The organism is Paenibacillus sp. FSL H8-0261 (assembly GCF_045040645.1).
In the GTDB taxonomy this organism is placed as follows: Bacteria; Bacillota; Bacilli; order Paenibacillales; family Paenibacillaceae; genus Paenibacillus_AQ.
The window spans coordinates 6131557-6148259 of record NZ_CP150297.1 but is presented as its reverse complement, the minus strand read 5'-3'; the positions used below and the strand labels follow the sequence as shown (position 1 = coordinate 6148259).

Sequence of the window (16703 nt, the reverse complement as noted above, 5' to 3'; positions counted from 1 at the left end):
ATGAAGGAGGAGATTGATAAGTTAGATTGTTTCTTTTTTTTTCATTTTTGCAAACGTTTGCGCAACGTAATTTGCACTTAAAATTAATGAGGAGGTTATTTAATTGGTACGAAAACAATCTAGGCGGTTTGTTTCTTGGTTGATCATTTTTTCGCTAATCTTTAGTTTATTCGGTTTATCGGGCGGGGCTTCAGCCAGCAACACTGATTATACAGTCTCCTATACGAACACCACAGCATCTTCTGTGACACTGCATTGGACTACGAATAATTGGACGAATACTACGGACACAGTCATGTCTAAAAGTGGAACCACGTTTACGGCCAACCTCAATGTGCAGGAGGGCGCAACACTCATTTATTGTTATCACATCACAGCCCCGACGGATAGCTGGGACAGCAACGGAGGGAAGAACTGGACGGTAGTTATTCCGGTTGCTGGGAAGTATGAAGCTGAGAGCGCAGCCTTGTCAGGTAGCGCAAAAATAAATACGAATCACACCGGATATACCGGCACTGGTTTTGTTGATGGATACACAACCACAGGAGCAACTACCACCTTTAATGTTCAATCTTCCGCTGCAGGCGCCTATAATGTCACGCTTCGCTATGCCAATGCGACTGGCAGTGCCAAGCAAGTTTCCATTTATGTGAATGGAGCAAAGGTAAAGCAGACCACTTTAGCGAACTTGCCAAATTGGGATGCATGGGGTGACCAAACAGAAACGCTCTCCTTACAGGCAGGAAATAATACGATCGCTTACAAATATGACTCGGATGATACTGGGAATATCAATATCGACTATCTAACTCTTTCAGCCACAGAAACGCCAACACCTACCGCAACACCAACACCAACCGTAACACCAACGCCAACCGTGACGCCTACACCAACACCAACCGTAACACCAACGCCAACCGTGACGCCTACACCAACACCAACCGTAACACCAACGCCAACCGTGACGCCTACACCAACACCAACCGTAACACCAACGCCAACAGTGACGCCTACGCCAACACCAACCGTAACACCAACACCAACGCCAACACCAACACCAACACCAACACCAACACCAACACCAACACCAACCGTAACACCAACGCCAACTTCGGCTGGCTTAACGGTTCATTTTAAGAAACCAGCAAACTGGAGCTCAACGATCCGAATCCATTACTGGAATCTGAGTCCGACAACGGTTCCGACAAGCGGAGCTTGGCCAGGAATTCTGATGAAATCGGACGGAAACGACTGGTACAGCTATACTATTGCCAACGCCACCGGCACAAGCCTTATCTTTAATGATGGCAACGGCAAACAGACGGCCGACTTGTCCCGCAATGTAAAAGAGAGCTGGTATAACGCAGATAATGTGTGGTATGACGCTAATCCAGAAATTCCGAAGATCCCCGTGATTTCAGTCTCTCCTACGCCGAAGACATATGATTCTACCCAAACTGTGAAGCTCTCCAGTATCAATACTGGCGATAAAATCTACTATACGACAGACGGGTCGACACCAACGACATCTTCTACCTTATACACGGCTCCAATCCAAGTAGTTTCTACTACGACTATCAAGGCTTTTGGTGTTAACTCCTTAGGTCAAGCAGGCAGTGTAGGCACTTTTGCTTATGTCATTGACCTAAATCTCGACCTGCAGGCCCCAACGATAACCGCGAATTTACCTGTTGGGAATTCAAGCTCTGCGGTTACCGTCTCTTTTAATATAAAAGATAACAAAGCGGCAACGACCACTGCATATTACACAGATAATGGGACGGAACCAACTACCAGTTCAAATCTCTATATCTCGGGCAATGCTTTAACTGCTCTGGCAGGACCGTCCATTCTTATTAATAAGACGACGACACTTAAATTCCTGGTGGTTGATAGTGCCGGAAATGAAACGAAACAGAGCTTTGTTTATACGATTGGAAATAAAGGCGATTTCCGTGAAGACACCATTTATTTCGTAATTACTTCACGATTCTATGATGGTGATCCGAGTAACAATGTACATTCATGGGAGGATGCTAAAGCAGGAAATCCGGATTCAGACCCAGCTTGGAGAGGTGACTTTAAGGGACTGATTCAAAAGCTCGATTACATCAAAGCGCTCGGATTCAGTGCTATTTGGATTACGCCAGTGGTGCAGAATGCCAGCGGATATGATTATCATGGCTACCATGCGATTAACTTTTCCAAAGTAGATCCAAGATATGAATCAGCGGGAGCCTCTTATCAGGAATTGATTAATGCAGCTCATGCCAAAGGGATAAAGGTTATTCAGGATGTTGTTGTAAATCATACCGGTAATTTTGGGGAAGAGAATCTGTTGCCTATGTTCAAAAAAGATCCGACTGCAGCGGACACCATAAATAACATGCTTAAAATTACGGATAAACTGCCAGCTAACTATGATACGATGACCCCTGATCAGCAATATCAGGCCAGACTCGCAATCATGAAAAATGCGGAAACCAACAATAACATGTACCATACCGAAAAAAGTCTTTCCTGGGAATCTTACACCGTACAGACAGGACAGATTGCAGGAGACGCCGTGGACTTGAACACGGAAAATCCTGTAGTGAATCAGTATCTAATTGACAGCTATAATCAGTATATTGATATGGGTGTTGATGCTTTCCGGGTCGATACTGTGAAGCATGTGAGTCGGTATATTTTTAACAAATACTTTGTTCCTGCTTGGAAAACAAGAGGGGGCTCAAACTTCTTTGTCTTTGGTGAAGTGGCTACTCGGTACAGAGATGTATGGAATAGTGGGATTCCGGCAATATCGACTCCATTCTATACATGGAAAAGCTCGAAAGCCTATCCGGGTGATGGACAAAATGACTACGCTTCCAACAAGCTGTCAGTGGAACAAGAGTGGGCAGATAACTCTACTACAGCAGGGCAGCCAACCTCGAACAATGCTTTTTTAATAGGCAATAATTATCACGCGCCTGACTATTCGATGAAATCGGGTATGGATGTTATTGATTTCCCGATGCATTGGGCATTCAAGACTGCGCAGGAAGCATTCAGTATGAAGAGCGGTGATCAATATTATAACGATGCTACTTGGAATGTAACTTATGTTGACTCTCATGACTATGCACCTGACCAAGCCCCAGAGAATCAACGATTTGCTGGGACACAAGACACTTGGGCTGAGAATCTCTCGCTGATGTTCACCTTCCGGGGAATACCTGCGATCTATTATGGTTCTGAAATCGAGTTTAAAAAAGGATCAGTCATCGATGTAGGCCCGAATGCACCGCTTAGCTCAACAGGGCGTGCTTACTTTGGTGATCAAATTGAGGGTAGCGTTACTGTTCAGGACTACGGTAAGTATACAAATGCTACTGGCACACTTGCCGATTCATTAAACTATCCTTTGGCAAAACATATTAGACAACTCAATTTAATCAGAAGAGCTGTTCCAGCCTTGCAAAAAGGCCAGTATTCCACAGAAAATGTATCCGGTGATTTGGCATTTAAAAGAAGATATACCGATAGCGCGAAAGGCATCGATAGCTTTGCGTTAGTTACGATCTCAGGAAATGCAACATTTACCGGAATTCCGAATGGAACTTACGTGGATGCGGTGACTGGCGATACCAAAAACGTTACTAACGGTACAATCACTCTGGTATGCTCTGGAAAAGGAAACGCTAGAGTGTATGTATTGAACGGTAGCGGTGGAATTGGAGTAACCGGAACCTACCTGAAGTAGTAAAGAGAGAAGAAGCAACCTCAGTTCGGATTGTTCACCGATCTAAGGTTGCTTCTTCATATACAACTTAATCATTTAATCCTTTTCCATCCAGAATTTGCGGCATCCATTTTTCAACCCTAGATACTCGAGTTTTGGATTGCTTGGGCTCATTAAAATGATGAAGGTATGCTCTTTGCCGCCCGGGCGTCAAGGCTTCAAAAGCATTTTTCAAGGCAGGCATTTCATCAAGTTTAGTTTGAAATTCATCAGGAATGATGAAATCTGTATTCTTTTTAAATTCCACTTCTAAACCAGCTTTTTCAACTTCGATGGCTTCATAAATATAGTCTTTTATAATGCTTTCTTTTTCAAGGATCTCTTGAACATTGGTGAACCGGATTTGGCGTGCAGCTTGTACATTCTCCGTTTGTTGAATCAGAATCCCATGGGTATCCTTTAATAAGACACCTTTATGAAACAGCAGTGCAATATATTCTTTAAATCCATGGATTAAGACTATGTTTTTGTTCTCAAACGTGTAACAAGGATGCATCCATTTAAAGTCTTCGGTCAACTCACAGTCAAGAACGATATTTCTCAACGTCTCGTATTCTTCCTGCCACTGTTTTACTTTCCTTAGAAATCCGTCCACTTTAGGATTCGTTTTACTATTAGTCATTAAGGAACACCCTTCTTCCTCGTAATCATATTAAGATTTCAACTTGCTTAGCTTGTCCCTTTTGTGGCTGATCTAATTGCATAGTTTGCATACAGACACTAGTAAAGCTAACATAATATTAGATGTCTCTTATGGAAATGGCTAGTAAAACTTATGTTAGCGAGGTATATATGAACCGAATAGAAGTATCAATGTTTAATGCAAACTTCCTGCCACTTCATAAGCCAGTGATATTGTTGATCGCAAAATTCTTTGGATATACATTGTAATCCTTGGCATTGTACTATTCTTGAGATAATTTGAAAATGTCTGATCGCAATAAAATCGAAAATCGCAAGAAGTTCCCTGTCGCTCAGTGTGCGTATTTTACTATATCCATTATAAAAGCGTTCGTATAAACGTAAGGTTTGATCATACATTGATTCATGAAATTCATTAAAATGGGTATCATCACACATATATGCAACATCCATACTCGAATAATCACCTGAAGCGTCGTCAAAGTCAAAGAGAACATATTCGCCATGCTCGTTTCTGATCATATTTCCCGTATGAAGGTCACCGTGACAAAAGTTTTTTGGGAGCCTAGTGATGCGTTCCCATAATTCATTACCGTATTGATTAAGTTCTAGAATTTTTTCTGGATCAAAATGGAGTTCTTTCATATTGGAGATATAGCCATCGATGTAATCGACTTTCGTCCTGTTAATAAGTTTATTGGGATATAGTTTCATTAGGTTATGGAGTTCTGCAATCTGATTTCCGATACTCTCGGCCTCAAGCTTAACCTCGGGCATTGTGCCCTCGACATAATCGTATAATATACCTACGCAGCTACCAACCTGATTACTAAGCATAATATGGCTATCATTTTCGACAGTTCTAACCACAGATACTGCTGGATATGAATTTGCTTTTAAATAATCTAAGATCTGAACCGTCTGCAAGGCGTCATCCGATTTAAAGTTACGGTATATTTTAAACATATACTTTTGTTCTTGATTCTGTAAGTAATATACTTTACCGATCATTTCTCGATGAAGTTCGATATTCTCTATATTTATTTGATAGGCTCGCTTGATTTCACCGATAAGACTATCAACTTTCATAAGCTGAATTCTCCTTTGAGTAGAACTTGGGCTATATAAATTATCTTTACTGTATATCCAATATGTAAATACTAACGATAGCTTATGTCACAAACAAATATACGGAAGTATTTTACAATAATGACAGCGAAGTTGAATATGGGCTGTTCAGCGATATTTTTTATGATAGGTGACAAATAACTTTTGTTTGGAGAGATAAACATTGAATACAATTACCGTCGATTTAGTTGCAAGATTAATTAATGAACAATTTCCCGCGTGGTCCGATTTAGAGATTAGGCCAGTAAAATTCAGCGGGAATGATAATCGTACGTTTCATTTAGGTGAGCATATGAGCGTGAGGTTACCAAGTGCAGCAGCTTATGCTCCACAAGTAGAGAAAGAGCAACTATGGTTGCCCATATTAAGTAAAGAACTCACGTTACCTATTCAAATACCATTAGTCAAAGGGAAGCCTAACGAAGAATATCCATTGCCGTGGTCTATCAATAAGTGGGTAGAGGGTGAGACATTAACGTACCAAAATATTAATAATCTTAACCAGTTTGCAAGAGATTTGGGAGCATTTTTAATAGAATTACAATCTATTGATGCTAGTGGGGGACCTTTAGCAGGAGAACATAATTTCTATAGAGGTGGATCTTTAGCTGTATATGATGAAGAGTCTAGACATGCGATTGAGCATAATAAAGATATTTTTAAAGAAGATCTATTGAGAGAAATCTGGGAATTAGCATTAGATTCTAAATGGAATTCCAAGCCGGTTTGGGTTCATGGAGATATTGCGCCAGGGAATTTACTAGTCAAAGATGGAAAGCTGTGTGCAGTCATTGATTTCGGAATCTTGGGTGTAGGCGATCCTGCTTGTGATGCGGCAATGGCATGGACCTTTTTTGATGAGGATAGTAGAAAGGTATTCAAGGATGTATTACAGATGGATGAAGAGACTTGGAATAGAGCAAGAGGATGGGCTTTATGGAAAGCGTTAATCACATATAATGGAAATCGGTACTCTAACCCAAAGGTAGCGAGAGAATCTTTAAATATTATCAATTTAATAGCAGATGACTTCGAATTGTAGAAATTGCTCTACATAAAACATGTAAACTAACCCATACTAGTTCATAAGTATGATAATTTATGAACATTTAGCGACTGACAACGATTATCATATTAGAATTATTATAAATAACTTGACAGGCCTTAATTTGGTTAATTATAATAATTACAAATAGTATTCAGATATGTGATGTTTGCAGATTTGAATATTGTATCCACAAAAAATAAAACTTAAAGGAGATTTAAATAATATGTCACTTATCGGAACAGAAGTCCTACCATTCAAAGCAAGCGCATTTCAAGATGGGAAATTCATCGATGTATCAGAAGAAAACTTTAAAGGTAAATGGAGTGTAGTTTGCTTCTACCCAGCTGACTTTACATTCGTATGCCCAACTGAACTTGAAGATCTGCAAAACCAATATGAAACCCTGAAACAATTGGGTGTTGAAGTATATTCCGTTTCCACAGATACTCACTTTACACATAAAGCATGGCATGAAAGCTCTGCAGCTATTGGCAAGGTAAAATACATTATGATCGGCGATCCTTCTCATGTGATTTCCCGTAACTTTGATGTTCTGATCGAAGCTGACGGTCTTGCTGATCGTGGTACATTCATCATTGATCCAGACGGTATTATCCAAACCGTTGAAATTAATGCTGGTGGTATTGGTCGCGATGCTAGTGCACTTGTTAACAAAATCAAAGCAGCACAATATGTACGTAATCATCCAGGTGAAGTTTGCCCAGCGAAATGGTCCGAAGGTGCAGAAACTCTTAAACCAAGTCTCGATCTTGTAGGTAAGATTTAAGGAGCGAAAGCTAAATGAAATTAGATCAAGAAATAAAAGCTCAACTAGCTCAATACCTAGAACTCTTGGAAGGCGACGTAGTACTGAAAATCAGTGCAGGCTCTGACGAAGCATCTCAAGAGATGGAAGCGCTGGTTGATGAAATTGCCAAAATGTCAGCTAGGATAACGGTAGAAAAAACCGAACTGCCTAGAACCCCAAGCTTTAGCGTAAATCGTGTGGGTGAAGATACGGGCGTAACCTTTGCTGGAACTCCGCTAGGACATGAGTTTACTTCATTAGTGTTGGCTCTACTGCAAGTTAGCGGAAGAGCGCCTAAGGTTGAGCAAAGTGTTATTGATCAGATCAAAAGCATTAATGGCGAATATAAGTTTGAAACTTATGTCAGCCTAAGCTGTCATAATTGCCCTGATGTTGTACAAGCACTGAACCTAATGAGTATCTTCAATCCTGGCATTACCCATACGATGATTGATGGCGGAGTGTTCAAAGAAGAGGTAGAACGCAAAGAAATTATGTCTGTTCCAAGCGTTTACCTTAACGGTGAATTTTTCGAAAGTGGTCGTATGACGGTTGAAGAAATTCTAGCTAAAATGGGTAGTACTGTAGACGCATCAGAGTTTGACAATAAAGCTCCTTATGATGTTCTTGTTGTTGGCGGTGGCCCAGCAGGTGCAAGTGCAGCAATTTACGCAGCGCGTAAAGGAATTCGCACAGGGATTGTCGCTGAACGCTTAGGCGGACAGGTTAACGACACACTTGGCATTGAGAACTTTATCAGTGTAAATTACATTGAAGGTCCTCAGCTAGTGGCTAAACTCGAAGAGCAAGTGAAAGAGTATGGCATTGATGTGATGAAGTTACAACGTGCCACACGTTTAGATAAGAATGATTTAATTGAAGTTGAACTCGAGAACGGTGCTGTTCTAAAGAGTAAGACGGTCATTCTGTCGACAGGTGCTCGTTGGCGCAATATGGGTGTGCCTGGTGAAGCTGAATTCAAGAATAAAGGCGTAGCCTACTGCCCACACTGTGATGGTCCTTTGTTTGCAGGCAAAGATGTTGCCGTTGTCGGCGGCGGTAATTCAGGGATTGAGGCAGCTATTGACCTTGCGGGTATAGTGAAACATGTAACGGTTCTGGAATTTGCTCCAGAGCTCAAAGCAGATGCTGTACTGCAAGATCGTCTTTACAGCCTACCTAACGTTACTGTGCTTAAAAACGTGCAAACGAAAGAAATTACCGGAACTGATAAGGTAGATGGTATTTCTTATATCGATCGTGCGACAGAAGAAACTCACCATATTGAATTACAGGGTGTGTTTGTACAGATCGGTTTGGTTCCGAACACAGATTGGTTAGGTGACATGGTTGAACGTACTCGCGTTGGCGAGATCGTTGTAGATAGCCATGGTGCTACAAATGTACCAGGAGTATTCGCTGCTGGCGATTGCACTAATAGTGCTTATAAACAAATCATCATTTCGATGGGATCCGGTGCAACTGCAGCTTTAGGTGCATTTGATTATCTGATCCGCAACTAATCGATACTGTTAATAAAAGCAAGTAACCCAAAGCCCTCACTTTTCACAAAGTGGGGGCTTTTTTGGATGTTATCCGTATGATGTGGGAGAAAAAAGGGGATTTGTAAACTTTTTTGGAGGATTTTATGAGAATATCTCGAATACATATTTCAAATATGAATTAAACAAAATTAAGAATTTAGCACGGTTGGAGAAACCTTTTGCTGGAATGGAGACTATATTTCTGTGATTAATAATATTGAATCTTTAGACAAATTTATCGCGATTATACCTATAATAAAATTATCTATTCCGGCTGATTTATCCATAGCCATATGTGATTTGGATCGGTTTGTTGCTTATTTTCCTGGCGATACCATTAATTTAAACATTACCGAAGGACAGCTTTTAAACAAAGAAGAACCGCTTTACATAGCTATACGAGAGAATCAAGCATTAAAGTCCGATGTTCCGGCCAACTTTTATGGATTCGAGTTTACGGGTACAGCGACACCTCTTCACGATAAAAACGGTCAGGTCATTGGCGGGATTGCAGTTCAGATTCGTAGACAAAGTGAATTAAAGGCTATTGTAGAACAGATCTCAGAATCACTGACCCAAGCCAATGAGCAAATCAATAATATTTCGTATGGATCCAATTCACTTGCGGATTACTCTCAGCAACTACTTATTCAATCCCAACAAGCTGGTAGAGATGTGGAGAATACTACAGAGGTCCTATCGATTATTAAAAAGGTTGCTGACCAAACGAATTTACTCGGGCTGAATGCAGCAATAGAAGCAGCTCATGCAGGTGAGAAGGGAAGAGGGTTTGAAGTCGTAGCTAAGGAAATTCGGAAATTTTCACGGGAAACCGTTTCTTCAACTCAAAACATAAATGAAACCATGTTACAGATTAAGGGGATTACGAACCAAATGGCTAATTCGATAGAGAAGATAGCGGCGATCGGACAAGAACAGGCTGCATCTGTTCAGCATACTTCTGCATTTATTGAGGAAATAAAAATAATGTCCCAAAAGCTTAACGAGTTTGCGAATAAATTGTAGCAAGAGAATCAGTTCTTTTTTTGTTGAAACAAAAGAATATTTTAAACGTATATTTAAATTCATGGATGGTATAGTAAGATAGTAGTTGAGTAACAAACTTAGGAGGAATAAATTATGTCAACGCCGCACAATGCAGCACAAAATGGTGAAATCGCCAAAACAGTATTAATGCCAGGAGATCCGTTAAGAGCGAAGTATATCGCAGAAACCTATTTGGAGAACCCAACCCAATTTAATACGGTACGGAATATGTTTGGATATACAGGCACTTACAAAGGTAAAGAAGTGTCAGTAATGGGTTCGGGAATGGGAATGCCAAGTATCGGTATTTATTCTTATGAACTATACAAAAATTATGGTGTGGAAAACATCATTCGCATCGGTAGTGCAGGTGCCTACACAGATAAATTGAATTTATTTGATGTGGTACTGGCGGATAGTGCGTGGAGTGAATCTACATACGCCTATGTGCAAAGTGGTGTAGAAGGAGACGTACAGCTGCCAAGTAAAGAATTGAACGAAGTCATTGAAGAAGCGGCTAAACGTATTAACAAGCCACTTTTGACGGATAGAATTCATTCAAGCGATGTATTCTATCATGAAGATAACGTGCCAGGCCACAATGAATTTTACAATGAACATGGCTGTGTATGTGTAGAAATGGAGAGCTATGCATTGTTCCATAATGCGAAAGTATTAGGTAAACAAGCAGCATGTATTCTTACTATTTCAGATTCATTAGTTACTCATGCAGTAACCACGGCAGAAGAAAGACAAAATTCTTTCAACAGCATGATGGAAGTTGCATTAGAAGCAGCGATTTCTCTTTAAGATTAAGAAGTGAAAGATAAACTAAAACATCTTTATACAGAAATTGTATAGAGGTGTTTTTTTGTGTTTTCAAGACTAAAGAGGATATACCCTTAGGTTCGTTATTGACAAGAAGAAAAATCCAGATCATAATAACATATGAGCACTTGTTCATATGTTATTATGATCTGGAGCTTTTGAATACCACTGCGCGCGCATACAAATACTATCTTGCTGAAGGTAAATAGGAGGTAAATCATGAAGGACAAGAAGAATAATCACAATCATCAGATTGAGCAAGTAGACGGGCAACACTCCGATCACGATCACAGCGATCACAATCACTCCCATGCAGGACATGATCATTCCCATGGGCCTCACGGTCATCATCATTTTGATCCTAGTGGAAACAAAAAAGGACTAATGATTGCATTAATAATTACAGTAGGAATTATGTTTTTGGAGTTTTTTGGCGGACTGATCACTAACAGCTTAGCGCTGCTATCGGACAGTGGGCATATGCTAAACGATGCAAGCTCCTTAGCATTAAGCCTAGTAGCGGTCTGGTTTGCAACTAAACCTGCATCTCCCAATAAAACATATGGATTTCATCGGTTTGAAATTCTAGCGGCACTATTGAACGGGGTCACCTTATTTGTAGTTGCTGGTTTTATCATCGTGGAAGCTTATGGCCGATTCTTCGAGCCGCCTACGGTTGCAAGTGGTTCTATGATGCTGATCGCATGTATAGGTCTTTTAGCCAATGTTGCTAGTGCTTGGTCTCTTATGAGAAAAGGAGATGTAAAGAATAACATTAACCTTCGCAGCGCTTATCTTCATGTGCTTGGCGATGCTTTAGGCTCGGTAGGAGCTATTATTGCAGGTTTAGTTATGATGATTTTTGGCTGGTATATTGCTGACCCGATTATAAGCGTACTAGTTGCTCTATTAATTCTTAGAGGTGCTTGGGGAATCATCAAACATACCGTTCATGTTCTTATGGAAGGTACACCGATTACAGTGAATCCTACTGAGGTGAAGGCAGTTCTAGAAAATATCGAGGGCGTTATAAATGTTCATGATCTTCATATTTGGACAATTACCTCGGGTCTTGATTCACTAAGCTGCCATCTCTTAATCAAAGATCAGGAAGATGATCAACGTATTTTGCAGCAAGCCATTCAGTTAATAGCGGAACGCTTCAAAATCCAGCATACTACTATTCAAATTGAGACATCGGTGATATCCCATGAAGTGATGAAAGTCTAATTATATTTTATATTTTGAATAGATTAGGGGGGCTATAGTATAATAAAACTATATGGAAAGGAGTGATTGGTGCATGGAAGATCATACGCACGAGCACGAATCATGTAGCACGGGTGAACGAAAAAGTCATCACTCTGAGAAGACTAAAAAGAACCTGGTTAGCCGACTCAATAGAATTGAAGGACAAGTAAGAGGGCTAAAGGGATTAATTGAGAAGGACACCTATTGTGATGATGTGCTGCATCAAATCTCTTCGGTCCAATCTGCTTTGAACGGCGTAGGAAAGCTTTTGTTAGAACATCATATGAAGAGCTGTGTCGTAGAACGAATTCAAGATGGTGAAAATGAAGTGTTAGATGAGTTATTAATTACCATCAATAAATTAATCAAATAATTGATAATAGAAAGGATTCGTTGGAATCCTTTTTTATTTAGATTCATATATAGTATAGGGGGGTATACTAATGTTGTTAGAAAATATACTGAAGGAGGACGACCCATATGAACGTAGAGGTATTTACAACACCGACTTGTGAGGATTGCAGAAATTTTAAAAAGTTCTTGAATGAGCATCATATTCCATTTACTGAATTTAATATTGCAGATCATCCTGACCATGCAGATACGTTATTTAATCGAACGGGAAAAAGATTGGTTCCTACCATTTTCATTAACAATCAGGTATTCTTCGGATTTGTGTTCAATCGTCAAGAAATTGAGAAACAGCTGCATGTCTAATGTTCAGTTCGGACAATTTCTCTGAGCATGATAAGTTAGCTCACGATTGGGTATATATAGAGTAGGGGACTATACTAAATTACATCTTGAGAGGAGCTTTTATGATGTCACATCAAAACTACAAAGCGTGTATTGAAGAATGTTTAAAATGTATGGTGGCTTGTAATCACTGTTACTCATCTTGCTTGGAGGAAGATCATGTTGGAATGATGAAGGAGTGCATTCGCCTGGATCGTGAATGTGCAGAAATATGCGGATTCACTGCACATGCCCTGTCGATGAACAGTAAATATGCCAAGGCCTTATGTTTAGCTTGTGCAGAGGCTTGTGAAGCCTGTGGCAACGAATGCAAAAAACATGACCATGATCATTGCCAGCAATGTGCAGAAGCATGTTTTGCCTGTGCGAAAATTTGCCGAGAAATGGCTGCTTAACTCAGTAGGACTCTCTTCAGAGAGGACGGATTCATGAAGGAGTTTTCTCAGAAACAGGATTTCTGTTACTGAGAAAACTCCTTTTTAAGTGCTTTGGTGTATAGCTTGTCGCTTGACAAAATATAGGGTAGGGGGGTATACTAGCGTCAAGAAGATGATGATACAAACAATGGAAATCATCACAAAAGTGAAAGAGGTGTTTATATAATGACTACTGCTGCGGCGGGACAATCGCAAACTTCATTACAAATCACAGGGATGACTTGTGCTGCTTGTGCGAACCGCATTGAAAAAGGCTTGAATAAATTAGAAGGTGTAAGTGAAGCCAACGTAAACTTTGCAATGGAAAGGGCTACAGTGACTTATGATCCGAACATAGTGGACGTTAGTAAGATGGAAGCAAGTATTCAGAAGCTTGGGTACAGCACAGCTAAAGAAGCTGTAGAATTACAGCTTGTAGGTATGACATGCGCTGCTTGTGCATTGAAAATTGAGAAGACTCTGAATAAACTGCCTGGCGTAAGCACTGCCAATGTGAACTTTGCGATGGAAACAGCACATGTCGAATATAATCCCGTTGAAGTTTCTGTATCTGACATGCAGAAGCGGGTGGAGAAGCTTGGATACAAGGCTGTTCCCAAACAAGAGCAAGGTGACCCAGCGGAACAGCGACAACAAGATTTATCCAAGCAAAAACGTAAGCTGCTGATCTCCGCGATTCTATCGTTTCCACTACTGTGGGCGATGGTGAGCCACTTTTCCTTCACTTCGTGGATATGGCTGCCTGATCTTTTTATGAATCCATGGTTCCAATTGATTTTGGCAACACCAGTTCAATTTTATATTGGTAAACAATTTTACATCGGTGCTTATAAAGCACTTCGTAACGGCAGTGCGAACATGGATGTTCTAGTTTCACTTGGGACCTCAGCGGCCTTTTTTTACAGCCTTTATTTAACCATTGTTTGGGCTGTCGAAGGTGGGAGCGCGCATCATGGACCAGAAATGTATTATGAAACGAGTGCAGTATTGATTACTCTGGTTCTTATGGGAAAATTGTTTGAATCCTTGGCAAAAGGACGGACCTCGGAAGCTATTAAATCTTTGATGGGACTACAAGCCAAGACAGCTTTAGTTGTCCGCGACGGTGAAGAATTAAGCATTCCGGTAGAGGAAGTTATTACTGGTGATATAGTACTTGTTCGTCCAGGGAATAAAGTACCTGTGGATGGTGAAGTTCTGGAAGGGATCTCTTCGGTAGATGAATCCATGCTGACCGGAGAAAGCCTCCCTGTTGAAAAGAAAGCCGGAGATTCCGTCATTGGAGCGACGATTAATAAAAACGGCATGCTTCGAATCAAAGCAACAAAAGTAGGTAAAGAAACTGCTCTTGCGCAGATCATCAAAGTGGTAGAAGAAGCGCAAGGCTCGAAAGCTCCTATTCAACGGGTTGCTGACGTCATCTCCGGTATCTTTGTTCCTATCGTAGTTGGAATTGCCGTTATTGCATTTTTAGTGTGGTACTTCATCGTAACACCGGGTGATTTTGCAGGAGCTTTGGAAAAAGCAATCGCCATTCTGGTTATCGCTTGCCCTTGTGCTTTGGGTCTGGCTACGCCAACCTCCATTATGGCTGGTTCCGGACGTGCAGCTGAACTAGGAATCCTGTTCAAAGGCGGAGAGCATTTAGAGCAAACACATAAAATTGATACGATTATCTTGGATAAAACAGGCACAGTAACAAAGGGCAAACCTGAGCTTACCGATATTTTGGTCGAAGGCAACGAGACAGAATTTCTTAGACTGGTGGGTGCAGCTGAGAAAAATTCAGAACATCCACTTGCAGAAGCTATTGTCGCAGGCATCTTGGAAAGAAATATTGAATTGCCAGGGACAGAATCTTTTGAAGCTATACCGGGTTTTGGGGTCAAAGCTGTCGTGGAAGGCAAAGAGCTGTTAATTGGTACTCGGCGTCTCATGGACAAATACGGTGTAGAGGCAAGTCATGCTTATAACATCATGTCTACTTTAGAAGAATCCGGTAAAACAGCAATGCTTGTTGCTATAAATAAAGGGTACGTGGGTATGGTAGCTGTTGCGGACACCATTAAAGAAACCTCTCAGGCTGCTGTCAGTCGGTTGAAAGGAATGGGCATCCAGGTCATCATGATTACCGGAGATAACGAACGTACGGCAAAGGCGATCGCAGCTCAAGTTGGCATTGACCATGTACGCGCTGAAGTGCTTCCAGAAGGAAAAGCGGAGGAAGTGAAAAAATTACAAGCGCAAGGAAAGATAGTAGCTATGGTCGGCGATGGTATTAATGATGCTCCAGCTCTAGCTACTGCAGATATTGGGATGGCAATCGGTACGGGTACGGATGTGGCTATGGAAGCTGCAGATGTTACTTTAATGCGAGGCGATCTATCCAGTATTCCTGATGCCATCTACATGAGCCGTAAAACGATGACTAATATTAAACAAAATCTATTCTGGGCGCTTGGATACAACTCCCTTGGGATTCCAATCGCAGCACTTGGTTTCTTGGCTCCATGGGTAGCGGGTGCAGCAATGGCGCTCAGTTCGGTTTCCGTTGTACTTAACGCGCTTCGTCTACAACGTGTGAAGATCCGTAACTAAATCGCTTGAGGAATGGAGACGGAGATAAGGATATGGGAGAGATAACGAAAATCGCAGTTGCGCCTCCAATTCAAGTGGGAGGAAGCCTGTTCACACCAGAGCAGCTTGCTACTATTGGAGCTATTGTAGGGACAAATGCAAGAATTGAAATGACATCTTTTAAACAGCTATATCTGGAGGTACCTCTGGAACATCGTGAAGAGATTGTGGAACAACTTGAGCGTACGGGCTTGGAAGTATATCCAGCGGGTTTTGTCACGAAAAGCCTGATTGCTTGTAATTTTTGTAAAGGAGCTGAGGAAGCAGGTCTGGCAGTTGCACAGAAATTAAATCAGTCCATCGCAGGGATTGAAACACCTATGCCACTGAAGATTGGTTATGCGGGCTGTGCACTCGGAACAAGCGAGCCTTTGTTGAAAGACATTAGTGTTGTCAAAATGCGTAATACCTATGAGGTTTTTATTGGAGGAGAACCTAAAGGACTTAAGACTTCAATCGCACAATCTCTTAGATCAGGGCTAAGTGAAGATCAACTCATTCCAGTGATTTTGTCATTGATTAACTACTATAAAGCCAACGCCAAAGGCAAAGAGAAATTCAGAAAATTCATTGACCGGATGACGATAGAATTGCTGCAACAAGTTGTTGCAGTGTAGGGTAAGGTTATAATTTTAAGAGGGGCTTCCTTTATAGGAGCTCCTCTTTTTAGTGTGATCTAAGAATAATGCTACGAAATGCAAAGTTTGTAAAATTAATAAACTATTTAAGTAAATAAAGTGTTAAAATTTATAAAAATAATACCTTTATTATCAAGATAAATAGATGCCATAGG

At 40.8% G+C, this 16703-nt stretch carries 14 protein-coding genes; 12 read left to right on the top strand and 2 right to left on the bottom strand.

Annotated elements, in window-relative coordinates:
- The first annotated feature begins 103 nt into the window (after window positions 1-103).
- Window positions 104-3745: an alpha-amylase family glycosyl hydrolase gene (locus MHI27_RS27345; RefSeq protein WP_405175082.1), complete on the top strand. Its 3642-nt coding sequence runs from the start codon at window positions 104-106 to the stop codon at window positions 3743-3745.
- 67 nt (window positions 3746-3812) lie between these two features.
- Here the strand turns inward: MHI27_RS27345 and MHI27_RS27340 are convergent, their stop codons facing one another.
- Both MHI27_RS27340 and MHI27_RS27335 read right to left on the bottom strand, forming a co-directional pair.
- Window positions 3813-4406: a YdeI family protein gene (locus MHI27_RS27340; RefSeq protein ID WP_405175081.1), complete on the bottom strand. Its 594-nt coding sequence runs from the start codon at window positions 4404-4406 to the stop codon at window positions 3813-3815.
- Between the two features lie 188 nt (window positions 4407-4594).
- Entirely contained in the window at window positions 4595-5515 is a 921-nt protein-coding gene (locus MHI27_RS27335; RefSeq protein ID WP_405175080.1) for a phosphotransferase enzyme family protein, read from the bottom strand.
- Between the two features lie 202 nt (window positions 5516-5717).
- Between MHI27_RS27335 and MHI27_RS27330 the strand changes: the two genes are divergently transcribed.
- The 11 genes from MHI27_RS27330 (at window position 5718) to MHI27_RS27280 (ending at window position 16527) form a co-directional block, all read left to right on the top strand.
- Window positions 5718-6596: an aminoglycoside phosphotransferase family protein gene (locus MHI27_RS27330; protein ID WP_405175079.1), complete on the top strand. Its 879-nt coding sequence runs from the start codon at window positions 5718-5720 to the stop codon at window positions 6594-6596.
- 229 nt (window positions 6597-6825) lie between these two features.
- Window positions 6826-7389 (top strand): alkyl hydroperoxide reductase subunit C, encoded by a 564-nt coding sequence (gene ahpC, locus MHI27_RS27325; RefSeq protein WP_042192019.1) that lies wholly within the window; start codon window positions 6826-6828, stop codon window positions 7387-7389.
- Window positions 7390-7403: 14 nt separating this feature from the next.
- Window positions 7404-8933 carry an alkyl hydroperoxide reductase subunit F gene (gene ahpF / locus MHI27_RS27320; RefSeq protein ID WP_042192017.1) on the top strand — a complete coding sequence of 510 codons (1530 nt, stop codon included), beginning with the start codon at window positions 7404-7406 and terminating at the stop codon, window positions 8931-8933.
- Window positions 8934-9158: 225 nt separating this feature from the next.
- Window positions 9159-9980, top strand: a complete 822-nt coding sequence (locus MHI27_RS27315) for a methyl-accepting chemotaxis protein (RefSeq protein ID WP_076285532.1) — start codon at window positions 9159-9161, stop codon at window positions 9978-9980.
- A 114-nt stretch (window positions 9981-10094) separates the two neighbouring features.
- Window positions 10095-10811 carry a purine-nucleoside phosphorylase gene (deoD, locus tag MHI27_RS27310; RefSeq protein ID WP_076285531.1) on the top strand — a complete coding sequence of 239 codons (717 nt, stop codon included), beginning with the start codon at window positions 10095-10097 and terminating at the stop codon, window positions 10809-10811.
- A gap of 237 nt (window positions 10812-11048) precedes the next feature.
- Window positions 11049-12059, top strand: coding sequence for a cation diffusion facilitator family transporter (locus tag MHI27_RS27305; RefSeq protein WP_405175078.1), 1011 nt, complete (start codon window positions 11049-11051; stop codon window positions 12057-12059).
- A 73-nt stretch (window positions 12060-12132) separates the two neighbouring features.
- Entirely contained in the window at window positions 12133-12453 is a 321-nt protein-coding gene (locus MHI27_RS27300) for a metal-sensitive transcriptional regulator (protein WP_042131123.1), read from the top strand.
- Between the two features lie 107 nt (window positions 12454-12560).
- Window positions 12561-12797 (top strand): glutaredoxin family protein, encoded by a 237-nt coding sequence (locus tag MHI27_RS27295; protein WP_042192013.1) that lies wholly within the window; start codon window positions 12561-12563, stop codon window positions 12795-12797.
- Window positions 12798-12901: 104 nt separating this feature from the next.
- Window positions 12902-13231, top strand: coding sequence for a four-helix bundle copper-binding protein (locus tag MHI27_RS27290; RefSeq protein WP_042192011.1), 330 nt, complete (start codon window positions 12902-12904; stop codon window positions 13229-13231).
- A 207-nt stretch (window positions 13232-13438) separates the two neighbouring features.
- Window positions 13439-15871: a heavy metal translocating P-type ATPase gene (locus MHI27_RS27285; RefSeq protein WP_340972916.1), complete on the top strand. Its 2433-nt coding sequence runs from the start codon at window positions 13439-13441 to the stop codon at window positions 15869-15871.
- 32 nt (window positions 15872-15903) lie between these two features.
- On the top strand, window positions 15904-16527 hold the full coding sequence (locus MHI27_RS27280; protein ID WP_076300944.1) for a nitrite reductase: 624 nt from the start codon (window positions 15904-15906) through the stop codon (window positions 16525-16527).
- Window positions 16528-16703: the final 176 nt, after the last annotated feature.